The sequence below is a fragment of the Ferrimonas sp. YIN67 genome, assembly GCF_057219095.1.
The window spans coordinates 245,131-269,463 of sequence record NZ_JBXVVJ010000001.1 but is presented as its reverse complement, the minus strand read 5'-3'; the positions used below and the strand labels follow the sequence as shown (position 1 = coordinate 269,463).

The window sequence follows — 24,333 nt, the reverse complement described above, 5'->3', positions numbered from 1 at the left end:
TACTAAATTTAATAACGAAAAAGAGAATGCATGGTTTATTGGTCTGTATTTGGTGTAAACGATCGTTTGAATCGACCGTTCAAATCAATGTTGTGCTTTAGGTGGCTTCAATAACAGTAACTTGTGGCATTTTTCTAATTCTTTGGTCGAATCTGTATTGATCTTTATGCAGCGCTACTGCAGATTTAATGAACAGTCACTGGCGCATTCAAGGTGGGCTGGACTGGATGAGGGTACGGTTAAGTGGTTTAAAAATTACATCTGGATGTTCAGGGGAGACGAGTATGAACAAGCTTGGTATTGAGCCGGCGGAGATCCGTATTCTTGGGCCAGAACAACCTGGCTCGGCCAGAATTCTTAGTGCCGGGGCCTTGACGCTATTGGCGGATCTGACCCGTCGATTTCGCAGTCGTCGGAATGAGCTGATGGCAATGCGGAGGGATCGCCAGGCGGAGATCGATGCCGGTGCCATGCCGGGCTTCCTGCCCCATACCGCCTCCATTCGCCAGTCAGAGTGGCAGATCCTGGGGATCCCGGCCGATCTTCAGGATCGCCGGGTAGAGATCACCGGTCCGGTGGAGCGCAAGATGGTGATTAATGCGCTCAATGCCGACGTTAAGGTGTTTATGGCGGATTTTGAAGACTCTTTGTCACCGGCCTGGGACAAGGTGGTTCAGGGGCAGGTTAACCTGGCCGATGCGGTACGGGGCGAGATCGATTTTGTTCATCCCGATACTGGCAAGGCCTATACCCTGCGAGAGGATCCTGCCGTGCTGATCTGTCGGGTGCGGGGACTCCACCTGGATGAGGTGCACCTGGAGCTGGATGGCGAGCCGATCCCCGGTGCCCTGGTTGACTTTGCCCTCTATTTTTACCATAACCACCAGGCTCTGCTGGCCAAGGGCAGCGGACCTTATTTCTACATTCCCAAGTTACAAAGCCACTTGGAAGCGCGCTGGTGGGCGGAGGTGTTTGCCTTTGCCGAGGAGCGCTCCGCTCTGCAGCCCGGGACCATTAAAGCGACCTGTCTGATCGAAACTCTGCCCGCCGTGTTTGAGATGAACGAGATCCTCTATGAGCTGCGTAACAACATCGTTGGGCTCAACTGTGGCCGATGGGATTACATCTTTAGTTACATCAAGACCTTGAGGAACCACCCGGATCGTGTTTTGCCGGATCGTCAGGCCGTCACCATGGACAAGCCGTTCCTCAATGCCTACTCCCGCCTGCTGATTAAGACCTGTCATAAGCGGGGAGCACTGGCGATGGGAGGCATGGCGGCGTTCATTCCCGCCAAGGAGCCCGAACAGCAGGCGTTGGTGCTGCAGAAGGTGGAAAAAGATAAGGAGCTGGAAGCGAAGAACGGTCATGACGGCACCTGGATCGCCCACCCCGGTCTGGCGGACACGGCCATGGCGGTAATGAATCGCTATTTCGGTGATGAGCCAAATCAACTGCATGTCAGCCGCGAGCAGGATCCTCCCATCAGCGCCGAGCAGTTGCTGGAGCCTTGTGCCGGCCAGGCCACCGAGGCGGGCATGCGCGCCAATATCCGCATTGCCGTGCAGTACATCGAAGCCTGGATCTCCGGCAATGGCTGTGTCCCCATCTATGGATTGATGGAAGATGCGGCCACGGCGGAGATCTCCCGGGCATCCATCTGGCAGTGGATCCGCCATGGCACCGTGCTGGATAACGGCAAATTGGTGACCAAGGTCCTGTTTGAGCAGATGCTGGATGAGGAGTTGCAGGTGGTGCGGGATGAACTGGGAGCTGGACGTTATGACAGTGGGCGCTTTGCCGAGGCCGCCGAGCTATTTCGTTCGCTTACCTGCGCCGAACAACTGACCGATTTTTTGACCCTGCCAGGGTACGAGATCTTAACCCAACCAACCCTTACGGATAATTCCAATTGAAGGAGTAGCCCATATGTCCACTTACCAGACCGATATCGATGGGGCACAGGGCCTTATCGAGAGCCAGGGAAAGACCTGGGGCGTCAATGCCGAGAATGTTGCTCGGATGAAGGCTCAGAACCGGTTTCAAACCGGTTTGGATATTGCTCGCTATACCGCCGGGATCATGCGTGAGGATATGGCGGCCTATGATGCCGATCCGGGCAACTACACCCAGTCGCTCGGGTGTTGGCACGGTTTTATCGGTCAGCAAAAGATGATCGCCATCAAGAAACACCTGACGGAGACTAAGGGACGTTACCTCTATCTGTCCGGCTGGATGGTGGCAGCGTTGCGCAGTGAATTTGGCCCTCTGCCGGACCAGTCAATGCATGAAAAAACCGCGGTCGCCAGTTTGATTGCTGAACTCTATACCTTCCTTCGTCAGGCGGACGCTCGGGAGCTCGGGGGCTATTTCCGTGAGCTGGATAAGGCCAGGGAGGTTGGTGATAGCAGCGCGATCGATGCGGTTCAGGCCAAGATAGATAACTTCCAGACCCATGTGGTGCCTATCATCGCCGATATTGATGCAGGCTTTGGTAACGAGGAGGCGACCTACCTGCTGGCCAAGAAAATGATCGAAGCCGGTGCCTGCTGTATTCAGATCGAGAATCAGGTGTCCGATGAGAAGCAGTGCGGTCATCAGGATGGCAAGGTGACCGTGCCCCATGCAGATTTCCTGGCCAAGATCCGCGCCGTCCGGTACGCCTTCCTGGAGCTGGGCGTGGATAACGGCATTATTGTGGCTCGCACCGACTCTCTGGGGGCTGGCCTGACCAAACAGATCGCGGTCACCAATGAGCCCGGCGATCTGGGGGATCAGTACAACAGCTTCCTGGATGGCGACTACGTGCAGTCCGCCGATGACATTGCCAATGGTGATGTGGTGGTCAAGGCCAATGGTCAGCTGCTCAAGCCTAAGCGCCTGGCCAGTGGATTATTCCAGTTTAAGCCGGGATCCGGTGAAGATAGGGTGGTGCTCGACTGCATCACCTCGATGCAAAACGGTGCCGATCTGCTGTGGATCGAGACGGAAAAGCCCCATGTCGGCCAGATCGCGGGTATGGTGAATCGCATTCGCGAGGTCGTTCCCAATGCCAAGCTGGTGTACAACAACAGCCCGTCGTTTAACTGGACGCTGAATTTCCGCCAGCAGGTGTTCGATGTCTGGAAAGAGCAGGGTAAGGATGTTTCTGGTTATGACCGTGTTGCCTTGATGAGTGCCGATTACGACAACACCGAACTGGCCCTCGAAGCTGATAATAAGATCCGTACCTTCCAAGCCGATGCGGCACGTGAGGCGGGGATCTTCCATCACCTTATCACCCTGCCGACCTACCATACCGCAGCGCTGTCAACCGATAACCTGGCCCGAGAGTACTTCGGTGATCAGGGGATGCTTGGCTACGTTGCCAATGTTCAGCGTCGGGAGTTGCGTCAAGGGATCGCCTGTGTGAAGCATCAGAATATGGCGGGCTCTGATATGGGCGATGATCACAAGGAGTATTTCTCCGGGGATGCGGCGCTGAAGGCGGCTGGTGAGGACAACACCATGAACCAGTTCGGCTAATCCTGTGTAAACACCGGTGCCGATAGCCGGGTTTTGATTTCCTACCCGTCGTGTCTTGTGTGACATGATCTTTGGGCGAGCGCTTGTCGGTCGCCCTTTTTTTGTCTTTCCCTTTCCATGAGGCCCGTCAGTAAATTTTCCGCCGTTGGGGCGGAACACTTGGCTTGAGCCGAGAAACGCTACTTTGACGTTATTCTTCTGTAAGTGGTTTGTTTTATGTTGTATTTGTGCGATGTGAAAGGGCAAATCGTTGTGGGTTTGTTCAGCTAGTGACGCGTAGAATCCGGCTTTATTTGGCTTAGCGTGCACTCTGAGTGCATTTGGTCTGCGATTATAGGATCTCCGCTCCATGAATTACTTCCGCAAACTGCCCGTTGCCCTGGCTGTGGCTGCCTTGACTTTGACTGGGTGTGAACAATCTGGTGAAGCTGCGGGCATGCCTACCCCGTCAGTTGAGGTGGCTGCCGCTTCTGTTCAGGATTACCAACCGGTAAAACGCTTCTCGGGCCGTATCGAGGCGATTGAAGACATTAGGATCAGTGCTCAGGTGTCGGGCTATCTGACCAAGCGTTTAGTCGCTGACGGCGAGGTGGTTGAGGCGGGGACGCCACTGTTTGAGATCGATTCACGCCCTTATCGTGCGGCATTGGCGGCGGCTAAGGCAACCCTCGCGGAGGCGATGGCTGCTCGTGATATCGCAGCGGTGAACCTCAAACGTAACCAGGAGTTGTTGGGCCAGGGGGGGATCAGTCAGTCCGACATCGATAACCTCAAGGCAAGCCTGGCCATGGCAGAAGCTCGGGTTCTTCAGGCCCAGGCTGGGCAGGATAATGCTGAACTGGACTTGGCTCACACCACGATTGTGGCACCTATTGCCGGACAGCTAGGCGCGGCAAGCGCCAGTGTGGGGGATCTGGTCGGCCCGCAAAGCGGTGCACTGATCTCTCTGGTTCAGTTGGACCCGGTCCGTACCAGTTTTCGCATCTCCGAGCGTGAACGCTTGGCTATGGTGGTTAACGGCTTGATGAGTGATGACAAGATGTCCATTACTTTGGATTTGGGGCAGGGCAAAACCTATGACCAGGCTGGTGCCTTGAGCTTTATCGATAACCGCATCGACCTGGCCACCGGCACCTTGGCCCTGCATGCCGACTTTGCCAACCCGACGCACACCTTGGCCGCGGGGCAATTCGTTCAGGTTCAGGTACGTCCAAATCGACCCTTGCAAGGCCTGGTGATCCCAAATGCTGCGGTGCAGACGGATCAGCAGGGAAGCTATGTGATGGTGGTGGACGAAAATAACACCGTCGAGCGTCGCAATGTTGAACTTGGTACGCGATTGGGCCAGGAGATCGTGGTCGCCGACAACCTGGCCGAAGGTGAACGCATCGTTACGGCTGGCCTGCATCGTGCCCGTGCCGGTGCTCAAGTGCAGATCGCCGGTAAGGTCGCGGGTGAATAACGATGATCTCTAAGTTTTTTATCCATAGACCGAAATTTGCCATTGTCATTGCGCTGGTGATCGTGCTCGTCGGCCTGATCGCGCTGCGTACCATGCCGGTGAACGAGTTTCCTCGGATCACTCCGCCGGTGGTGCAGGTTTCCGCCATGTACCCGGGCTCCAATGCCGAGGTCGTGGAGCAGACCCTGGCCCAGCCGATTGAAGAAGCGGTAAACGGTGTCGAGAACATGCTCTATATGCGCTCCCGCGCCGCCAACGACGGGGGGTATTTCCTGGAAGTGACCTTCGATATCGGTACCGATCCGGACATGGCCACGGTACAGGTGCAGAACAGGGTGAACGAAGCCCTGCCACGGCTGCCTGCGGACGTGCGTGAACGTGGCGTCAAGGTGGCCAAGAAGTCGCCGGATCTGCTGATGGCGATGGCGTTCTATTCGCCCAATGAGACCTTTGATGACATCTTCCTGACCAACTATGTGGCGCTCAACATCGAAGAGCAGTTCAAGCGGATCCCCGGGATCTCGGATGTGTCGTTGCTCGGTGGGGCGCGTTACGCCATTCGAGTCTGGCTGGATCCCGAGCGGATGGCGCGCTATGGCCTGACCACAAGCGACGTTCATGGGGCGCTGGCGGAGCAGAACATCGTGATGCCGGCGGGTCGATTGGGCGGTGCGCCGGATCTGGACCAACCGGCCATGACGGTGCCTTTGGTGACCCGTGGCCGACTGAAGGATGTCGAAGAGTTTCAGCACGTGATTGTCCGCGCTGATAATCAGGGCAGTACCTTGTATCTCAAAGATATCGCCGAGGTGGAGCTGGGCAAGGAACTGTACGACTTTACAGCGACCCGTAATGGTCAGCTGTCGTCCATGCTCTCTTTGTCCTTGCAACCGGATGCCAACGCCCTGGCGACCGGTGAGCTGGTGAAAGCGAAGCTGGCTCAGATGGCCACTCAATTTCCGGAGGATATGGACTATGACATCGTCTATGACACTACGGTGTTCGTGGAGGAGTCCATCGCCTCGGTGATCGAGACCCTGATCCAGGCGGTCGCTCTTGTGGTACTGGTCACTTACCTGTTCCTCGGCTCCCTGCGTGCGACGACGGTCCCCCTGGTGGCCATCCCTGTGTCGTTGATCGGTACCTTCGCCGCGATGCTGGCGATGGGCTTTACCATCAATACCGTGACCCTGTTTGGTCTGATCCTGGCCATTGGTATCGTGGTGGATGATGCCATTCTGGTGATCGAAAATGTTGAGCGCAATATGCGGGAGAATCCCTCGTGGACCGGTGCTCAGGCCACCATCTATGCCATGAAGGAGGTGACGGGGCCCATCATCACTTCCACCCTGGTGTTGCAGGCGGTGTTTATTCCTGTCTCCCTGCTTCCGGGCATTACGGGACAGATGTATGCCCAGTTCGCGGTGACCATCGTGATCTCCGTCTGCCTGTCCACGGTCAACGCCTTGACCCTGTCGCCGGCACTCTGTTCCTTGCTGCTTAAACCGAGTAGTAATGCGGGGCCACGCTGGTATCAGGCCTTTAACCGCTTCTTTGACAAGCTGACCGAACGTTACGGCAACGTGGCCGCCGTGCTGGTGCGCAAGTCTGGCCTACTGCTGGGCCTCTTTGCTCTGGGGATCGCTGCACTGGCTTACATTACCCCGAACATCCCCACAGGTTTCGTGCCGGAAGAGGACAAAGGGGTGATGATCGTGAACGTGCAGTTGCCCGATGCGGCTTCTCTGGCCCGCACGAATGAAGTGGTTAACGAGCTGGAGCGGGTGATCCTCGGCTATCCCGAGGTGGAATCCGTTGGGGCCGCCCGCGGCTTCGGTCTGCTCTCCTTCTCCCTGCAGTCCAACGGCGCCACCCTGTTTGTACGCCTGAAAGACTGGGCCGAGCGGGACGCCAAGCTGTCTGAGATCACCATGCGCCTCAATGGCTGGGCGGCGATGCAGTACAATGATGCTCAGGTGATGGCCTTTGGCTCGCCGGCGATCCCCGGTGTCGGCAACAGCAACGGTTTCGAATTTATGCTGGAGGACACCCAGGGGCGCCCACGCACTGAGCTGGCGACCGTGATGCAGGATTTCATCCTGGCCGCCAACCAGTTGCCGGAAGTGACTCGGGTCTTTTCGTTCTTCCGGGCTAACGTACCGCACTACTTTGTGGATGTGGACTACCTCAAAGCGCGTCAGTTGGGTATTCCGATCACGGATGTGTTTGCTTCCCTGCAGACCAATCTGGGGGCTATGCGAGTCAACGACGTGACCCTGTACGGTAAGTCCTACCGGGTAAACATGCAGGCCAAAGCGGAGTTTCGTCGGGACACCACGGATCTGGGACGTTTCCATGTGCGCAGTGGCAGCGGTGAGATGATCCCACTGTCGACCCTGGTCTCCCTGGAGCCGACTCTGGCGCCGGATGTGGCTTGGCGATACAACCTTTACAACGCCGCGACCATCTCGGGTCAGCCTGCCCCAGGCTACAGTTCCGGGGAGGCCATGGCGGCGATGGAGCGGTTGGCCGCGAATATGCTGCCGGACGGCTACGCCTACGAGTGGACCGGTATGGCCTATCAGGAAAAGGAAGCGGGTAACCTGGCGCTCTATGCCTTTGGCTTGGCACTGCTCTTTATCTACCTGTTCATGGTGGCTCAGTACGAGTCCTGGACCATGCCCACGGCCATCATCCTGGTGGTGCCCATGGCGGTGCTGGGTGCCATGCTGGCGCTGCTGTACTCCGGGTTGCCGTTGAACCTGTATGCTCAGATGGGCCTGGTACTGCTGATTGCGCTGGCAGCCAAGAACGCCATCCTGATTGTCGAGTTCGCCCGGGCCAAACGGGAAGACGAGGGGCAGCCCATTGAGGTGGCGGCAGTGGAAGCCGGTAAACTGCGTTTCCGTGCGGTGAACATGACCTCCTGGTCCTTTATCTGCGGCATGATCCCGCTGATCTTTGTCTCGGGTGCCGGTGAGATCTCCCAATGGTCACTGGGCTGGACCCTGGCGGGGGGCCTGATGATGGTACTGGTGATCGGTACCTGTTTTATCCCCGGCTTCTTCGCCCTGTTCCAGCGTTTGCGCGAACGGGTGAAAGCGGACCGTCCTCGGGCGCCACAGGTGCTCCAGGATTGAGTGCTCACTGACTAAAAAACCGAGGCATTGCCCTCGGTTTTTTTATGCCCGCTATCAAAAGGCATCCTCAGTGGTTCGGTACACGCAAGCGATGGCGGATGCGTCAAAGTCAAAGGGCCCTGCGCCTTCCTTTCTCTGTTTCCTTAACCGCAGGAGAGAGAACGCTATGCTCCCAGATGGCAGAATACAGAAAGAGCCAAAGCTGGCATTTGCCGACGGAGCTTGTGCGAGCACGGCCTGTCGTCTGTTTAGCTTTTAGCCTTTAGCCTTTAGCCTCTAGCCTTTATCCCTCACGCCCTTGTGCTAAGAACTCTCTGCACGCAGTTAACAGCTCAGGAAACATTTGGGCAAAGGCAGGTTCGATCTGAGCTTCCAATCGCCAGATCTCCGGGGCGGCGGCACGCAGCTGTTCGGGTCGGGACAGGCGGCTGGCCATGCGATGGATGGCCAGATCAATATTGGCCCGGTACTGATACTGGCTAAGCCAGTCGGTGCGGGTCATGGCGGTCAGAACGGGGCGGAAGCGATCCGGCAATACCGGGCTTTGGGCCATCAGGACATAGCTGTTGGCGGCAAATTCGGTCAGGGGCGTGTCGTGGTAGCTTGACCAATACTTGGCAAGCTGGTGATCGAAAGCGATATCGAGCAGGATCCCCGCCATTCTTCGATGCTCGGGCGTAAATACCCTTTTCAGGGCCTGTACCTGGGGGGCCTGATCCACCTGGCTGTCAACAAATCGGTGCAGACGCATGCCGGTGCGCAGTGGCTCGGGCCAGGTTGTCAGTGGGCCACGAACAAAATCCGCAGCCACGGCTCCGGCGAGATCGGTGTCGGTGGCACCGGCGATATACAGATGTGCGAGAAAATTCAAAATGCTTGCTTGAACCTCTGGGGTTGTTTAATCTTTCAGCGATGCCAAGGAATGGCATTGATCTACAAACAGTTTAAGTATCATTGCCAAGGATGGAATGCTATGCCGCTTAAGTGGCTCTTTCGGCGACGGACGCGGACGTCTGTTGCCAAGCTGGCGGATCTGAGCAGTCAGATCCCCATCGAATCCTATCGGGTTCCTGACGAACACACTAAGGCCCTCCAGCAATACGTCGACGGCAAGCAGGAGCAGCGGGATAAAAACCGTCGCTGACTTGGCCGGGATAACTTGAATCTGTTCCCTGCTCTTCATAGACTAGCGCCCCCGCCCCAAAAGGGGCCGCAGAGTGTGAAGAGACCATGCAGGTAGCCGATTTCCAATTTGACCTTCCCGATGAACTGATCGCCCGTTACCCCACCGAGGCGCGTCGTGCTTCCCGATTACTGCACCTGGATGGTAACAGTGGGGAGTTGCATGACGGCCAGTTTCCGGATCTGCTGGAGTTGGTGCGTCCTGGCGATCTGATGGTCTTTAATAACACCCGGGTGATCCCGGCGCGTTTGCATGGCAAGAAAGCCTCTGGTGGCAAAATCGAGGTGTTGGTAGAGCGGGTACTGGACAGCCATCGAGTGCTGGCCCATGTGCGCAGTTCCAAATCCCCGAAACCCGGTAATGCATTGCATTTTGATGAGGGGGTTGTCGCTACCATGGTGGCCCGCCACGATGCCTTGTTTGAGATCGACTTCTCCCAAGGAGAGGGTGCCACTGATGAGCCGGTGCTCTCCATTCTCGAACGCATTGGTCATATGCCACTGCCCCCCTATATTGATCGTCCCGATGAAGGCAGTGATCGGGAGCGCTACCAGACCGTCTATAACCAGCGCCCAGGTGCCGTGGCCGCCCCCACTGCCGGGCTGCACTTTGATGATGCCATGCTGGCATCGCTCAAAGCCAAGGGGGTTGAGACGGCCTTTGTGACCCTGCACGTCGGCGCGGGCACCTTTCAGCCCGTTAGGGTGGACAAGGTCGAAGATCACCACATGCACAGCGAATTTGCTGAAGTTGGCACCGATGTGGTCGAAGCGGTAAAGCGGACTCGAGAACGTGGCGGTCGGGTGATCGCCGTGGGCACGACGTCGGTACGCTCCCTGGAGTCCGCTGCGGTGGCGGCCAAGGAGAGGGGGGAGGCCTTTGGACCTTTCGCCGCCGAGACCAGCATCTTCCTTTATCCGGGTAAACAGTTCCACGTGGTGGATGCCATGATCACCAACTTCCATCTGCCCGAGTCCACCCTGATCATGCTGGTTTCGGCCTTTGCCGGCCAGGACAACACCATGAAGGCGTATCGTCATGCCGTCGCTAACCGCTACCGTTTTTTCAGCTACGGTGATGCGATGTTCGTGACCCGGCAAGATATTGATGAGGAAAATGCCAAATAATCGGCAATCAGTCGGACTTAGTTCACGATTTTTCCACCTTTCGCCGTTTGCCGCTTGAAGCGGACAGCGGCGAGCCCCATCTTCTATTCTGGTACCGTTCCACGGCACTAGACTTCACCATCACCAGACTGTTTCTCTGGTAAGAGGCCTATATGAAATTTGAATTGAAAGCGACGGATGGGCGTGCCCGCCGAGGCACCCTGACCTTTGAACGCGGTACGGTAGAAACCCCAGCCTTTATGCCTGTGGGGACCTACGGTACCGTCAAGGGGATGACCCCGGAAGAGGTGGAGGCCACAGGCGCCGAGATCTGCCTGGGTAACACCTTCCACCTGTGGCTGCGCCCGGGTACCGAGATCATGGAGAAGCACGGTGATCTTCATGACTTCATGAACTGGCATAAGCCGATCCTGACCGACTCCGGCGGTTTTCAGGTGTTCTCTTTGGGTCACATCCGCAAGATCACCGAGGCGGGTGTTCACTTCCGTCACCCCATCAATGGCGACAAGATCTTCCTGGATCCGGAAAAGTCGATGCAGATCCAGTACTCCCTGGGCTCTGATATTGTCATGATTTTCGACGAGTGCACCCCGTATCCGGCCACCGAGCAGGAAGCGGCGGATTCCATGCGCATGTCTCTGCGCTGGGCGCAGCGCTCCCGGGACGAGTTTGATCGCCTGGGCAACCCCAACAACCTGTTTGGCATCATTCAGGGTGGCGTGTACGAGCACCTGCGTGACGAGTCGCTGGAAGGCCTGCTGAACATTGGCTTCGACGGCTACGCCATTGGCGGCCTGGCGGTGGGTGAGCCCAAAGAGGACATGTATCGCATCCTGGAACACACCTGCCCGCAGATCCCGGAAGATAAGCCCCGCTACCTGATGGGTGTCGGCAAGCCGGAAGATCTGGTGGAGGGGGTTCGCCGTGGCGTCGATATGTTCGACTGCGTGATGCCGACGCGAAATGCCCGTAACGGTCATTTGTTCACGACCACCGGCGTGGTGAAGATCCGCAACGCCAAGCATCGCGACGATACCAGTCCGCTGGATGCCGAGTGCGATTGTTATACCTGTAAGAATTACACTCGCTCTTATCTGTATCATCTGGATAAGTGCAACGAGATCCTTGGTGCTCGCCTCAACACCATCCACAACCTGCGCTACTACCAGCGGGTGATGGAAGGTTTGCGGGGGGCCATTGAGCAGGGTAACCTAGACGACTTTGTGGCTGAGTTCTATGCCAAGCAAGGTCGTGAAGTACCGCCGCTAAACGATTGATTAACTAATAATTACTAAGAGAGAGTCCCCTTATGTTTATTGCTAACGCTTACGCCAGCACCGCTCAACCGGGCGGCGGTTTTGACATGCTGATCATGCTGGCCGTATTCGGTCTGATCTTCTACTTCATGATCCTGCGTCCACAGAACAAGCGCGTAAAGGAGCACAAGTCCCTGGTAGAGACCCTGTCTAAGGGTGATGAAGTGCTGACTTCCGGTGGTCTGGTGGGCAAAGTCGTCAAGGTCAACGCCGACAACGACTACCTGGTATTGGCTCTGAACGAGAGCAACGAAGTGACCATTAAAAAGGACTTTGTGAGCGCGGTTCTGCCGAAGGGCTCCATTCAATCTCTGTAATCAGTTTTAAACCGCCGGTAGCGATACCGGCGGTTTTGTTTCTTTGCTTTTTTTAGGGGACAGCGGCGTGTTGAATAAATACCCGATGTGGAAGAACCTGATGGTGATCTTCATGATTGCCATCGGAGCACTCTACGCCTTGCCGAACCTTTACGGGGAAGACCCCGCCCTGCAGATCTCTGCAGGTCGGAATGCCGAGATCACCACATCCACTCTGGATACGGTGCGCTCTTCCCTGGAGACGGCGGGTTTGAATACCAAGCGTGTGGTGATGGCTGATGGCCTGATCGAAGCGCGCTTTAATAACACCGATGATCAGGGCCGCGCACAGGATATTGTTTCTCAGGCGCTGGGTGGCGATTACATCGTTGCCATCAACCTGGCACCGGCACAGCCGAACTGGCTGGCCTCCATTGGTGGCAACCCGATGAAGCTGGGCCTGGATCTGCGCGGTGGTGTGAACTTCCTGATGGAAGTGGACATGAACGAAGCGGTGCGCAAGCAGCAGGATCAGATCGTCACGGATTTCCGCTCCGATCTGCGGGAAGAACGTCTGCGTTACTCTGGTGTCCGTGTGGCTCCGGATGGTGTGGAAGTGCGATTCCGCGATGCCGATGTGGCTTCTCAGGCGCTCGCGTTCCTTCGTAGCAAGAATCCTAATCTGTTGTTCGTCAGTAAAGACAGCACCACCTTCGTGGCGGATCTGACTGACGAGTATCTGCGTGAGATCAAGGAGTATGCCCTCAGCCAGAACATTACCATCCTGCGTAACCGGGTGAATGAACTGGGTGTGGCTGAGCCTGTGGTACAACGCCAGGGTGCCGAGCGTATTACCGTGGAGTTGCCAGGGGTCCAGGACACCGCTCGTGCCAAGGAGATCCTGGGCGCGACCGCAACTCTGGAATTCCGTATGGTTAGCGAGAACGCTGACTTGGGTGCCGCCCTGCGTGGTCTGGTGCCTGCGGGTAGCAAGCTGTATGAAGATCGTAATGGCCGCCCCGTGCTGCTGGACAGTCAGGTGATCCTGACGGGGGATCATATTACCGGTGCTCAATCCGGCTTCGATGAGAACGGTCGCCCCCAGGTAAGCATCAACCTGGATGCTGCCGGCGGTAACAAGATGGCGGACTGGACCCGTGATAAGATCGGCAAAGGCATGGCCACCGTCTTTATCGAGTTTAAGGCCAAGGATGAGCGCAATGAAGATGGCAGCCCGAAGTTTGATCGCATCGAAGAGGTGATCAACACGGCGACCATCCAGGCTCGCCTGGGTCGCAGCTTCCGCATTACCGGTTTGGACTCTCCGGCCGAAGCCCAGAACCTGGCGCTGCTGCTGCGTGCCGGTGCATTGATCGCGCCGATCACCATTGTCCAGGAGCGCACCATCGGTCCGTCTCTGGGACAGGAAAACGTCGATAACGGTAAGGCTGCCCTGATGGCAGGCATGCTGGCGGTGGTGATCTTTATGGCCATCTACTACCGCAAGTTTGGTGTGATCGCCGTGGGTGCCCTGATGGCAAACCTGGTGTTGATTGTGGGCGTCATGTCGATGATCCCGGGCGCCACCCTGACCATGCCGGGTATTGCCGGTATCGTATTGACGGTGGGGATGGCAGTGGATGGTAACGTCCTGATCTTTGAACGGATCCGTGAAGAGTTGCGGGCCGGACGAAGCATCCAGCAGGCGATCCACGAAGGGTATGCAAACGCCTTCTCTACCATTGCCGATGCCAACATCACCACCATGATCACGGCACTGATCCTCTTCTCCGTGGGCACCGGCCCGGTGAAGGGCTTCGCCGTGACCCTGATGATAGGTATCGCCACCTCCATGTTCACCGCCATCGTCGCCAGCCGCGCCGTGGTGAATGCATTGTGGGGCGGTAAGCGTCTCAAGAAGCTGGATATTTAAGGGGTAAAATCATGTTTCAGATCTTAAATATCAAAGGCACCATCGATTTCCTTAAGCACGGCAAGTGGGCCAGCATGCTGTCCATCGTATTGATGGTGGCTTCCCTGGTGAGCCTGGGTGTGCGCGGGATCAACTGGGGCCTGGACTTTACCGGTGGCACCGTGGTGGAGATCGGCTATACCGCCGCCACCTTGCCCAATGAGGTGCGTGAATCCCTGGAGGCCCAGGGGATCGAAGGGGCTGTCGTACAACAGTTTGGCAGCGTCCGTGACATCCTGGTCCGGGTACCGCCTCGCGTCGGCGAAGGCAATGATCTGGTGAACCAAGTGGAAGCGGGCGCCTTGGCGGCCGGTGAAGGCGCCGTGATCAAGCGGGTTGAGTTCGTTGGTCCTCAGGTCGGTCAGGAACTGGTCGAGCAGGGTGGCCTGGCGGTGATTGCCGCCATCATCTGTATCCTGATGTACGTGGCATTTCGTTTCGAATGGCGCCTGGCCGCGGGCTCTGTCGCGGCCCTGGTCCACGACGTGATCCTCACCATGGGGGTATTCTCCCTGCTGCAGCTGGAGTTTGATCTGACCGTACTGGCTGCCTTGTTGGCGGTTGTCGGTTACTCCTTGAACGATACCATCGTGGTGTTCGACCGGGTTCGGGAGAACTTCATCAAGATGCGCAAGGGCACTCCGGAACACGTGGTCAACACTTCGGTGACCCAGACCATGAGCCGGACCATCATCACGACGGGGACAACCCTGTTTGTGGTGATCTCCCTGTTCGTGCTGGGTGGCTCCATGATCCACGGTTTTGCCACGGCACTGCTGCTGGGGATCGCGGTGGGGACATATTCTTCCATCTATGTTGCCAGCTACACATCTATCCGCCTTGGGATCACCAAGGAGCATATGATGCCGGTTGTGGTGGAAAAAGAGGGTGCAGATCAGGATCCCCTGACGCCTTGAGAGAAGTGATTTCACTTGACAAGCCACCCTTCGGGGTGGCTTTTTGTTATCTTGACTGCCACCCTTGCGGGGCAGGATAAAGATCGCGGTTATCCATGGAGACGAGGAGGGATGTCCGGCATGGATAGTTTTACTGAGCTGTATCGAGCGAGCAATGTGATGGAAGCCAATGCGGTCAAAGGTGCATTGGAACACGAGGGGATCCTGGTTCGCCTGCTGGGAGAAGCTTTAGGCGGAGCAGCGGGTGAGTTGCCGATGGAGAGTCAGGAGGTTCGCTTGCTGGTTGAACGGGGGCAGCTGGCCAAGGCGCGGGCCGTATTGACCCGGTATCAGCAGAGTCTGGCCCCCTGGCAGTGCAGCGATTGTGGTGAGCAGAATGACGGTCACTTCGAGGTGTGCTGGCGCTGCGGTGGTGAGCCGGAATCCTGATGCGCTATTTTCCTTTGTTTCATGATACCGCCGGGCTGCACGTCCTGGTGGTCGGTGGTGGCGAAGTGGCGGCTCGCAAGTTGGCCCTTTGGGCCCGCAGCGAGGCCAGTCTGACCGTGGTTTCCCCTTCACTGGTGCCCAAGATCCAGTCTCTGGTAGACGATGGACGGGTGCGTCACTTGAACCGTTTCTATCATCCCGGGTTGCTCAAGGGGTGTGGTGGGGTCATTGCTGCAACCAATGATCCTCATTTAAATCGTGAGGTGGCGCAGCAGGCAAAGGAAGCCGGGGCCTGGATCAATGTGGTGGACGATCCAAAAGCCTGCTCGGTGATCACACCGGCCCTGGTGGATCGCAGTCCCATAGTGATTGCCATCGGCAGCGAAGGGGCCGCGCCTGTAATGGTGCGTATGCTCAGGGCCTGGCTTGAGACCAGCCTGCCGGGCACCATGGGACGGCTGGCCCGATTTATTGGTAGTCAGCGCCTTCGGATCCAGAAGCAGCACGGCAATCCTCGAGGGGTATGGGAGCGCTTCCTAAAGGCCAATGGCCTGGGTTGGCAGGATGAGAGTGAGCGCCTGCTTGCCGTGGCGGAAGCCCGTTCGGATCAGCCTGGCAAGCTGTATCTTATCGATCCCCGGCAGCAGCCCGGGCTCCTGCCCATTGACGCCCTACCACTGATGCAGCAGCTCGACCGTATCCTCTATTCCCAGGATATCGATCCCCAGCTGATTGCCCTGTGCCGACGGGACGCCAGTGAGCATAGAGTCACGCTGGCCGAGATTGGCCAGGTGCGGGATTGGCTGGATCAGGGGGAGCAGTTGCTTTTGGTGACCAGTGAGGTGGAGGGACAGATCTGGCAGCGGAGCCTGAACGAGGAGTCGATCGCCAGGCTGGCCACAGGACGTATCGAGGAGGGCCTGGCCCCATAAGGCTCGCGAGTCGGTAAGAGAAAGGCGCCCATGGGGCGCCTTTTTGATCAGAAGCTGACGGTCAGGCCGGCGTTGATCTTGCGACCGGAGTCGCCAACGACTCGGGTGATGCCATAGTCGGAATAGGTCCGTGTCATGCCATCAAGCACATTGGAGACGGCCAGAGAGAGGCGGATGTTATCCATGGGGCGGTAGGAGGTGGCCAGGGTCAGGCGTTCATTGGCGTCCTGGTAGTAAGGCAGGTAGTAGGGCGCATGAGTCCCATTAGTTGGGATCTGCTCTTCGTTACGCAGGAAACTGGTGCGGTAGCTGTAGGAGGCACGGAGGTCGAACTTACGGGTGCTGTAATACAGGGTCGCATTGGTGTTGTGCTTCGATGCCGCCGGCAGGATCTCAGGGTTGGAGTTATGTGTGAAGGTGTAGTTGGCATTGATCCCCAGGTTTGCCCAGAGCCCAGGCAGGAAATCGAAGGGAGTCTGGAAGTTCACCTCGGAGCCCTGCAGTACGACGCCTTCATTATTGGTCTTGAGGCGGACGTCGACATCAACCGGTTCCAGCGGGTTACCCTCGGTGTCGTAGACATCGAGCAGCATGGTGCTGTCGATGGTCTGGATCAGGGAGTCGATGTCCTTGCGGAAGTAGTTTACGGCAAGCAGCCCCTCGGCGCTGAAGTACCACTCCCAGCTCACATCGATGTTATCCGAGACGAAGGGCTGCAGATCGGGATCCTGGGTGGAGAGGGTATAGCCGCTGTCCTTGTCACCGCCGAGAGTCGTGGTCATGGAAAGATCATGCATATCGGCGCGGGCTAGGGTCCGACCGAGGCCGAAACGCAGCATCATCTCGTCGCTGAGGTTGTAGCGCAGGTTGAGGCTGGGCAGCCAGTAGTCGTAGGTGGTGCTGCGATCGTAGAGCTCATCGGATTTACCGCGCAAGGTCAGGCCGCCCTCACCATCGTCCTCGGCGCCCAGGGAGAGATCTTGGCCTTGGCCGCTTTGGGTCTGCTTGGTGTGCAGATAGCGTATCCCTAGATTACCGGTCAGGTCGTAGCCCAGGGTAAAGTCGGTTTTCAGATAGGCGGCGAAGTTGTCTTCCAGCAGGTCGTCATTCACTGTGTCGTTTACCAGGCCTTCTTTTTCGGCGAAAGCGAGGATCTCCGCGGTCGAGAAGTCGTTGAGGAAGCTGTGGACGTTCGGCGTCAGCCAATTGAGGGGGCGCCCCGCGCCGCTCTGGCTGGAGAACCAGCTGCCGCGCCCCGGGGCGGAGGAGACCCAGTGGTAGGTGTAGTCATCACCGGTCAACTCTTTCAGCTTGACTGCTGACATGTTCTTGAGGCTGCGTTTACGGTTGATCGCCTCCTCTTCGGCGTATTGGACACCGAAATGGATCCGGTCCAGGCTCAGTACACCAAATTCCTTGAACGCATCGTACTTGATGTCCAGATTGTAGGCGGTGTTGTTCATCTCCCGGGTGGTGCCCAACTGGGGGGTGTTGAGTTTGACTCCGAGATAGTTGGTCTGGTTCATCAGATAGTCCTGCGCGTCGGGGATCAGGTAATCGATACCGATGGTGTCGCCGGAGCTAAAGTCAAAGGCCACCGGCATCTCGGGCAGGTTGGTCTGCAGCAGCATGGAGGTTTTCTCCGAGTCGGAGCGGGAGAGGCTGATGCCACCGCTGACCGTCCAGTCACCCACCTCATATTGTGCCTCGAAGGTGTTGATCCAGATCTGGGCTTCATCATTCATGGGGCTGTGGTCGAGGAAGGCGTAGCTGTTTTCAATTGCGAACTTGGTTAAGTAATCGACTCCCTTGTAGTCGACGGTCTCGTAGGAGCCATCGATAAGGTTTCTATTGTGAATGTTGAAACCGTGACGCTGGCGGTTCTGCTCCGTGGAGTAATCGGTGAAGAGGGTCTCGGCGAACAGGGATAGCTGGTCTATTGGCCGCCACTCCAGGTTGGCAAAGGCCGAATAGCGCTCCCGCTCGCTGTCCTTGATCTCATTTTTTATCTGGTTGTAGGTGTAGGCGTACTCTCCGCTGTCGCGTAGCAGCCGACCCGAGCCCAGGTTCCCGCTGCTTTGTGATTGGCTCGCGGTACTCTCCTTGAGGTAGTTCAGGCCAAAGGCCAGCCCGAGGGACTGGTCGGCGAAGGTATCGGAATGGATGAGGGAGAGATCCGGTCCCCAGTCGCCGCTGTTGCCGGTCCAGGAGCCCTTAGTGACGACCCGGGTGATTGCCTTGTCGTAGTCCAAGGCTCGGTGACTGCGCATGTCCACGGTGCCGGAGATCCCACCTTCCTGAATGTCAGCGGAGGTGCTTTTTTGTACCGAAACCTGGGAGATAAAGGCTGAGGGTACCACCTGGTAGGAGAAGTTCCGGTTGAGATTGAGGGCGGTGGTGATGCTGCGGCCGTTGTAGGTGGTCTTAGTAAAGTGAGCCGGCAGGCCGCGAATGTTGACTTCGGCCGCCACCCCGTTGCCATCCCGGTTAACCGCAACCCCGGCGATCCGCTCCAGGGAGTCCCCGATATCCGGATCCGGCATCACACCTATGTCTTCCGAAGCGATGACATCCACCTGGGCGCTGTTAAAACGCTTTTCATTAAGGGCTTCGCTGAGGGAGGCGCGGGTGCCTGAGACACGGATCACTTCGACATTGTCCTGGACCGCTTCGGTGGTTTCTTCTGCGTAGGCATGGGCGGAGAGAACCATGGCGATGCACGCTGCCAGGGGGGTGAGTTTGGGCGCTACAACTTTCATCTATCAACCTCTTATCAAGTGAGCCGTTTCCGATCTTCTGCCGGATTGGTGTGAACACTTGGACTAATGACAATGACGATACTTATTTACATTTAAGTTGGGTTATTTAATTTGTGCGTTGCCGTGAATCCCATTTTTATCAGTAGTGTGCTGTAACAACGAAACCAAAACGGGCGTAACGATCTGTTTTGTAAAGCAACGTCTGCACCGTAAGGCGTTTTATGCTGAGATTCCAGTCCTGTTTATGGGAATATCTGGTATGAACTGGGTTCCTTGTATCTCATTGTTTTAGAAGGTTATTGTTTGGCCTTTTTCCTTTACCAATATTACTTCTGGGCATCCTGATGAGAGAAACTGGCGTATTGTTTTTGACCGTTACCAGTGGTAGTTGGCGTGAGTTCGCCTCGAACAGGGTAAATATCTGTGGTGGCACTAAAAGGTAGAAGGAATGTGGTTTTTGCATGCGGTTCTAGTTTTATTACGGAGGAAACTGGTCAAATGTGACCGCTAACTTAAGAGTGAGCGCCAACTTAATATCACTAGGTAAAGGAGCGTCCTGGCATATACGACAGGAGGGGGCTATTTAGGGGAGTCTTTAGCAAGGCGTTGGCAATAAGAGCTGCGTGCAGATATCCGCTTTCGGCTTTCTCGGGGCACTGGGGGCGAGCGTGCAGGGCTTACGAGGGTGGGAGGTGGTAGAGGGGAAGTTTGTGCTTAAGGGGCAGGAAGCAGGTGACAAAAAAAAAACGGGACCCGAAGGTCCCGTTTGTCTGATCTAAGTCAGATTATGCTTCGGCGTCGGCCGGCAGCTCTTGTTTGCCCAAGATGGCGACGACGGCGAAGGCGACAACGGCGGCGGTCACGACACCACAGGCGGTGGAGATATTCATCGGCAGACCAAAGCCCAGAGTGGCGTTGTTCAGGATGAAGGTCACTACAACCGAGGTCATGAACATGGCCGGAATGGTGGTGATCCAGTGCAGCTTGTCGGCGCGGGCCAGGTAAGCACTGGCGGTCCACAGCATCATCACGGCGGTCAGCTGGTTAGCGAAACCGAAGTAGCGCCAGATCACACCGAAATCAACTTGAGTCAGGATGGCACCAACGGCGAACAGCGGTGCGGCGATGATCAGACGGTTCTTGATCTTCACCTGATTGATGTTGAAGTACTCGGCCAGGATCAGGCGGCTGGAGCGGAACGCGGTATCACCTGAGGTGATAGGCAGGATCACCACACCGAGGAAGGCGATGATGCCACCGAAAACACCCAGCAGGCCGAAGGAGGCTTCGTATACCACTGCGCCTGGGCCACCGTTACCGACGGCTGCGGCCAGGGAGTCCATGGTGCCGAAGTAGGACAGAGCCAGGGCACACCAGATCAGGGCGATGATACCTTCACCAATCATGGCACCGTAGAAGACGAAGCGGCCGTTCTTCTCGTTCTCCATGCAACGGGCCATCAGTGGGGACTGGGTGGCGTGGAAGCCGGAGATGGCACCACAGGCGATGGTGATGAACAGGGCTGGCCACAGCGGCATGTCGTTCGGGTTCAGGTTGGTGAACATGTCAGCAACTTCGTAGTTGCCCAGCAGTGTGTGCTCGCTAGAGATAACCAGCGCGGAGATCAGGCCAACGGACATGAAGATCAGCAGGGCGCCGAAGAAGGGGTAGAAGCGACCGATGATCTTATCAACCGGAACGATGGTGGCGATCACATAGTAGGTGAAGATGATGGCAACCATCATGCTCAGGGTCACGGTCATGCCAGTCTGTTCATTGATCAGGTTGGTCAGCATACCAGCCGGAGCGGATACGAAGACAACACCCACCAGCAGCAGCAGGATGATGGCGAACAGGTTCATGAAATGCTTGGCAGGCTGGCCCAGGTACTTACCGACGATGGTCGGTACGGAAGCACCGCCGTTACGCACGGAAAGCATACCGGAGAAGTAGTCGTGGACGGCACCGGCGAAGATACAACCAACGATGATCCACAGCATGGCGGCCGGACCGTACAGCGCACCCATGATAGGGCCGAAGATCGGGCCAACACCGGCGATGTTCAGCAGCTGAACCAGGTATACCTTGTGCTTTGGCATTGCGACGTAATCCACACCGTCGGCCTTGGTCAAAGCCGGGGTTTGGCGTTTCTCATTAATGCCAAAAACCTTCTCAACGAAGGCACCATAGAAGAAGTAGCCGCCGACGAGCAGGGCGACGCAGAATAAGAACCAAAGCATTGTATTTTTCCTCAGGCAAACAACGGGGCCAATTGTACGTATGTACCTGCGCTGTGCTGGGGAAGTTGGTCCAACGGTTGCTTATTGGGGGTGAGCGGTCGAGATCGAGGTTAAGCGGTTACACAGAAGGGGCCATGGCAAGAGGCAGGGCGGTCGCTACGCAGCAAAGGGATGGGCCCAGTTACCCTGGACCCAGTTTCCCTCGTTCTCCTATCAGGTCTTCAGGGTGGCAACACGTCCTTTTAATTTGCCTCCGGCTGCGAAAGTGACCACCCGCCGAGCACTGATCTCATGCTCTTCGCCTGTCTTGGGATTGCGTCCCGGCCGGGCATTTTTCTCCCGCAGGTGGAATACGCCAAAGCCACTGAGTTTGACGTCTTCACCGGATTCCAAGGTGTATCGGATCTCTTCAAAGAAGGTATCCACCAATTCCCGTGCATCGGCCACTTTCATATGGCATTGGCTGACCAGGTGGTTAGTCAGATCGGCTTTGGTCAAAGACATGCCGCTACCTCGTATTGCTTGCATCGTTAAGAGTTCCCCGTAGGGTCGCAATAAGTGTAGTTTGCACTAGCGGATGTGACTAAAAAATCACGCTATTGAAAACCAAATCTCTGTTTGATGGATTTCATGTAGCGTCGGCTGACTGGTACTTTCTGGCCAGAATGGGTATGGATCTCGCCACTGCCACCCTCCTGCAACTGGATCTCAGCGATGGCGGTTGGCTGCACCAGGTATTGGCGATGGCAACGCATCAACTCGGTTCTCTCCTCCAGCACCTTGAGAGTCAACTGGGTATGAAAGGCTCCCTGAGCCGTTGCTACATGGACCCCGGACAGATCGGTAAAGACGTATTCCACCTCCTGCACAGGTACAACCTTGAGGCTCTTACCGCGGAAGCAGGGCAGGTGGCAGAGGGGATCGGTGATCAGCGGTGCAAAGTTTTGTGGTGCCTTGGCCTGGCGAACCCGTTTCAGGGTTTTTTCCAATCGCTGCGGCGCGACGGGTTTGAGCAGGTAATCAAAGGCATTGTTATCAAAGGCGCTGACGGCATGTTCATCGTAAGCGGTAACAAACACCATCTGGGGCATGGTGTCCGGATCCAGCATGGCCAACATCTCGATGCCGGTGATCTTGGGCATCTGAATGTCAACAAACACCAGGTCCGGCTGAAGCTTATTGATCAGTGCCATGCCTTCGATGGCATTTGCCGCTTCGCCAATGATCTCGATGTCCTCATAGGCCTCCAGCAGGCAGGCCAATTCGTCCCGGGCCAAAGGTTCATCGTCAATCAGTAAAGTACGTATGGTCATGATAATTTCCTTGGTAGGCGAACTTGTACCTGGGTGCGTTGCTCTGGGATACAGTCCACCGACAGGCCATACTCCGGGCCATAAATATTCTTAATGCGTCGATCCACGATGTTGAGGCCCAACCCATCGGACTCTTTGGGGTGCTCGGGAAAGGCTCCGGCATTGTCTTCGACGACCAACAGCAGTTCATCACCCTGCTCCTGTCCCCATATCCGGATCTTACCCGGCTCCAGCAATGTAGAGGTGCCGTGCTTAATGGCATTCTCTACCAAGGGTTGCAGGGTAAAGGTGGGCAGCGTGGCGTGCTGAAGGATCTCGGGCACGTCGACCTCGACACTGAGTCGGTCGCCAAATCGAGCCAATTCGATGGTGAGGTAGGAACGAATATGCTCCAGTTCCTCTTTGAGGGTGATCTCCCCGGTGCCGCGCTTTAGGTTAGCGCGCAGGAAGGCCGCCAGATCCTGGATCAACGGACGAGCCTTTTCCGGGGTGCGCCGGGTGATGGCAGCCAGGGTATTTAGGGCATTGAACAGGAAATGGGGACTGATCTGCGCTTGCAACAGTTTGAGCTCGGCCTGGGTTAGCAAGGATTTCTGCTCGATATAGCGTCCATGCAAGATCTGATTCGACAGGACTCGGGCGATCCCCTCCCCCAGTGTCTGGTTGAGATTGAGGAAGATCCGCTGTTTCTTCTCGTAGAGTTTGACGGTGCCGATCACCTCGTTGCCACCTCGCAAGGGGACGATCAGGCTTGAGCCGAGTTGGCACTGTTTTGACAAAGAGCACTGGTACTCCTGTTGAACCCCATCGGCAAACATCACCTTGTTTTCATGGATCGCATCCAGGGTCAGTCTTGAGGAGATGGGGGTGCCGGGAAGATGGTGATCGTCGCCGGTGCCGATGAAGGCCAGCAGTTTGTCCCGATCCGTGATGGCGACGGCGCTGACCTTGGTTTCCTGATAGATGATCCTGGCGATCTTGGCGGTATTTTCCTGGTTAAATCCGCCGGCTAGGATCCCAACGGTTCGTTCGGCGATCTTCAGGGCCTTGGCGGAGTGGGCGGTGGAGAGCTTCTCGGCCATGGTACGCTGATCCCGGATCATGCTCATAAACAGAGCTGCCCCCAATGAGTTAACCAGCATCATCGGCAGTGCGATGGTTTGTACCAGTGCCCAGGCATCGGCAAAGGGACGAGCAACGATGAGGATGATCGCCATCTGCATCAGTTCGGCCAGGGCGGCGATGGCAAAGACTCTGAAGGGGTTGAACAGCTCTTCCAACTGGAAGCTTCGACGCAGCTTGAGGTGCATCAGGCCAGCAAACAGCCCTTCGCTGGTGGTGGAGATGGCACAGGCCAGATCGGTGAAACCGCCGAGGCTGTATCGGTGCAACCCGCCGGTCAGTCCGACCAGGAAGCCGGTTACCGGGCCTCCTAGCAGGCCGGATAGGATCGCCCCCATGGCCCGGGTATTGGCGATGGCACCATGGGTTTGTTCGCCAAAGTAGGTGCCCATAATGCAGAACATGGAAAAGGTGACGTAGAGGATCAGCTTATGGGGAAGGTGTACGGCCAGATCGACCATCGGGCGCAACACCGGGGTTTTGGTTAACAGGTAGGCCAGTACTAGGTACAGGCTCATCTGCTGGGTCAGTTTGACGATCAGCTCAAAGGTTTCGAGCAACTCTGGGCTCATGATGTTTCTTCGTTCTCATTGGGTAAAA

18 protein-coding genes are annotated in these 24,333 nt (G+C 56.7%); 12 read left to right on the top strand and 6 right to left on the bottom strand.

Annotated elements, in window-relative coordinates:
- Positions 1 to 284: 284 nt before the first annotated feature.
- The 4 genes from aceB (at position 285) to AC2D8U_RS01010 (ending at position 8,127) form a co-directional block, all read left to right on the top strand.
- Positions 285 to 1,916: a malate synthase A gene (aceB, locus tag AC2D8U_RS01025; RefSeq protein ID WP_484617176.1), complete on the top strand. Its 1,632-nt coding sequence runs from the start codon at positions 285 to 287 to the stop codon at positions 1,914 to 1,916.
- A 13-nt stretch (positions 1,917 to 1,929) separates the two neighbouring features.
- Positions 1,930 to 3,525 (top strand): isocitrate lyase, encoded by a 1,596-nt coding sequence (locus AC2D8U_RS01020; protein ID WP_484617175.1) that lies wholly within the window; start codon positions 1,930 to 1,932, stop codon positions 3,523 to 3,525.
- Between the two features lie 349 nt (positions 3,526 to 3,874).
- Positions 3,875 to 4,987 (top strand): efflux RND transporter periplasmic adaptor subunit, encoded by a 1,113-nt coding sequence (locus tag AC2D8U_RS01015; protein WP_484617174.1) that lies wholly within the window; start codon positions 3,875 to 3,877, stop codon positions 4,985 to 4,987.
- Positions 4,988 to 4,989: 2 nt separating this feature from the next.
- Positions 4,990 to 8,127, top strand: coding sequence for an efflux RND transporter permease subunit (locus tag AC2D8U_RS01010; RefSeq protein WP_484617173.1), 3,138 nt, complete (start codon positions 4,990 to 4,992; stop codon positions 8,125 to 8,127).
- A gap of 283 nt (positions 8,128 to 8,410) precedes the next feature.
- Here the strand turns inward: AC2D8U_RS01010 and AC2D8U_RS01005 are convergent, their stop codons facing one another.
- Positions 8,411 to 8,998: an acyl carrier protein phosphodiesterase gene (locus tag AC2D8U_RS01005; protein WP_484617172.1), complete on the bottom strand. Its 588-nt coding sequence runs from the start codon at positions 8,996 to 8,998 to the stop codon at positions 8,411 to 8,413.
- Between the two features lie 102 nt (positions 8,999 to 9,100).
- Here AC2D8U_RS01005 and AC2D8U_RS01000 point away from each other — a divergent pair, with 102 nt between their 5' ends.
- The 8 genes from AC2D8U_RS01000 (at position 9,101) to AC2D8U_RS00965 (ending at position 16,299) form a co-directional block, all read left to right on the top strand.
- Complete coding sequence (locus tag AC2D8U_RS01000) at positions 9,101 to 9,271, top strand: hypothetical protein (RefSeq protein ID WP_484617171.1); 171 nt, start codon at positions 9,101 to 9,103, stop codon at positions 9,269 to 9,271.
- 86 nt (positions 9,272 to 9,357) lie between these two features.
- Entirely contained in the window at positions 9,358 to 10,437 is a 1,080-nt protein-coding gene (gene queA / locus AC2D8U_RS00995; RefSeq protein ID WP_484617170.1) for a tRNA preQ1(34) S-adenosylmethionine ribosyltransferase-isomerase QueA, read from the top strand.
- Positions 10,438 to 10,589: 152 nt separating this feature from the next.
- Positions 10,590 to 11,714 carry a tRNA guanosine(34) transglycosylase Tgt gene (gene tgt / locus AC2D8U_RS00990; protein ID WP_484617169.1) on the top strand — a complete coding sequence of 375 codons (1,125 nt, stop codon included), beginning with the start codon at positions 10,590 to 10,592 and terminating at the stop codon, positions 11,712 to 11,714.
- Between the two features lie 32 nt (positions 11,715 to 11,746).
- Positions 11,747 to 12,070, top strand: a complete 324-nt coding sequence (gene yajC, locus AC2D8U_RS00985; RefSeq protein ID WP_484617168.1) for a preprotein translocase subunit YajC — start codon at positions 11,747 to 11,749, stop codon at positions 12,068 to 12,070.
- Between the two features lie 67 nt (positions 12,071 to 12,137).
- The gene (gene secD / locus AC2D8U_RS00980; RefSeq protein ID WP_484617167.1) at positions 12,138 to 13,982 is read left to right on the top strand and encodes a protein translocase subunit SecD; all 1,845 of its coding nucleotides are present in this window, start codon (positions 12,138 to 12,140) and stop codon (positions 13,980 to 13,982) included.
- A gap of 11 nt (positions 13,983 to 13,993) precedes the next feature.
- Entirely contained in the window at positions 13,994 to 14,938 is a 945-nt protein-coding gene (gene secF, locus AC2D8U_RS00975) for a protein translocase subunit SecF (RefSeq protein WP_484617166.1), read from the top strand.
- Between the two features lie 120 nt (positions 14,939 to 15,058).
- Positions 15,059 to 15,367 (top strand): putative signal transducing protein, encoded by a 309-nt coding sequence (locus AC2D8U_RS00970; protein ID WP_484617165.1) that lies wholly within the window; start codon positions 15,059 to 15,061, stop codon positions 15,365 to 15,367.
- Complete coding sequence (locus tag AC2D8U_RS00965; protein WP_484617164.1) at positions 15,367 to 16,299, top strand: precorrin-2 dehydrogenase/sirohydrochlorin ferrochelatase family protein; 933 nt, start codon at positions 15,367 to 15,369, stop codon at positions 16,297 to 16,299. Before AC2D8U_RS00970 ends, AC2D8U_RS00965 begins: the two co-directional genes overlap by 1 nt.
- 47 nt (positions 16,300 to 16,346) lie before the next feature.
- Here AC2D8U_RS00965 and AC2D8U_RS00960 read toward each other — a convergent pair whose 3' ends face one another.
- The 5 genes from AC2D8U_RS00960 to AC2D8U_RS00940 form a co-directional block, all read right to left on the bottom strand.
- On the bottom strand, positions 16,347 to 19,058 hold the full coding sequence (locus tag AC2D8U_RS00960; protein ID WP_484617163.1) for a TonB-dependent receptor: 2,712 nt from the start codon (positions 19,056 to 19,058) through the stop codon (positions 16,347 to 16,349).
- Positions 19,059 to 19,843: 785 nt separating this feature from the next.
- Positions 19,844 to 21,298, bottom strand: coding sequence for a carbon starvation CstA family protein (locus AC2D8U_RS00955; protein ID WP_484617162.1), 1,455 nt, complete (start codon positions 21,296 to 21,298; stop codon positions 19,844 to 19,846).
- A 213-nt stretch (positions 21,299 to 21,511) separates the two neighbouring features.
- A complete protein-coding gene (locus AC2D8U_RS00950; protein ID WP_484617161.1) occupies positions 21,512 to 21,802 on the bottom strand; it encodes an integration host factor subunit alpha in 291 nt (96 codons plus the stop codon).
- A gap of 92 nt (positions 21,803 to 21,894) precedes the next feature.
- On the bottom strand, positions 21,895 to 22,611 hold the full coding sequence (gene btsR, locus AC2D8U_RS00945; protein ID WP_484617160.1) for a two-component system response regulator BtsR: 717 nt from the start codon (positions 22,609 to 22,611) through the stop codon (positions 21,895 to 21,897).
- Entirely contained in the window at positions 22,608 to 24,305 is a 1,698-nt protein-coding gene (locus tag AC2D8U_RS00940) for a LytS/YhcK type 5TM receptor domain-containing protein (protein ID WP_484617159.1), read from the bottom strand. Before AC2D8U_RS00940 ends, btsR begins: the two co-directional genes overlap by 4 nt.
- Positions 24,306 to 24,333: the final 28 nt, after the last annotated feature.

Bases quoted from the DNA above. Each gene is read 5' to 3' on its own strand.
- AC2D8U_RS00965 (WP_484617164.1), top strand. From the start codon at position 15,367: ATGCGCTATTTTCCTTTGTTTCATGATACCGCCGGGCTGCACGTCCTG.
- AC2D8U_RS01015 (WP_484617174.1), top strand. From the start codon at position 3,875: ATGAATTACTTCCGCAAACTGCCCGTTGCCCTGGCTGTGGCTGCCTTG.
- queA (WP_484617170.1), top strand. From the start codon at position 9,358: ATGCAGGTAGCCGATTTCCAATTTGACCTTCCCGATGAACTGATCGCC.
- yajC (WP_484617168.1), top strand. From the start codon at position 11,747: ATGTTTATTGCTAACGCTTACGCCAGCACCGCTCAACCGGGCGGCGGT.
- AC2D8U_RS00950 (WP_484617161.1), bottom strand. From the start codon at position 21,802: ATGTCTTTGACCAAAGCCGATCTGACTAACCACCTGGTCAGCCAATGC.
- AC2D8U_RS00960 (WP_484617163.1), bottom strand. From the start codon at position 19,058: ATGAAAGTTGTAGCGCCCAAACTCACCCCCCTGGCAGCGTGCATCGCC.
- AC2D8U_RS00955 (WP_484617162.1), bottom strand. From the start codon at position 21,298: ATGCTTTGGTTCTTATTCTGCGTCGCCCTGCTCGTCGGCGGCTACTTC.
- AC2D8U_RS00940 (WP_484617159.1), bottom strand. From the start codon at position 24,305: ATGAGCCCAGAGTTGCTCGAAACCTTTGAGCTGATCGTCAAACTGACC.
- secF (WP_484617166.1), top strand. From the start codon at position 13,994: ATGTTTCAGATCTTAAATATCAAAGGCACCATCGATTTCCTTAAGCAC.
- tgt (WP_484617169.1), top strand. From the start codon at position 10,590: ATGAAATTTGAATTGAAAGCGACGGATGGGCGTGCCCGCCGAGGCACC.
- aceB (WP_484617176.1), top strand. From the start codon at position 285: ATGAACAAGCTTGGTATTGAGCCGGCGGAGATCCGTATTCTTGGGCCA.
- AC2D8U_RS01020 (WP_484617175.1), top strand. From the start codon at position 1,930: ATGTCCACTTACCAGACCGATATCGATGGGGCACAGGGCCTTATCGAG.
- AC2D8U_RS01010 (WP_484617173.1), top strand. From the start codon at position 4,990: ATGATCTCTAAGTTTTTTATCCATAGACCGAAATTTGCCATTGTCATT.
- AC2D8U_RS01000 (WP_484617171.1), top strand. From the start codon at position 9,101: ATGCCGCTTAAGTGGCTCTTTCGGCGACGGACGCGGACGTCTGTTGCC.
- AC2D8U_RS00970 (WP_484617165.1), top strand. From the start codon at position 15,059: ATGGATAGTTTTACTGAGCTGTATCGAGCGAGCAATGTGATGGAAGCC.
- btsR (WP_484617160.1), bottom strand. From the start codon at position 22,611: ATGACCATACGTACTTTACTGATTGACGATGAACCTTTGGCCCGGGAC.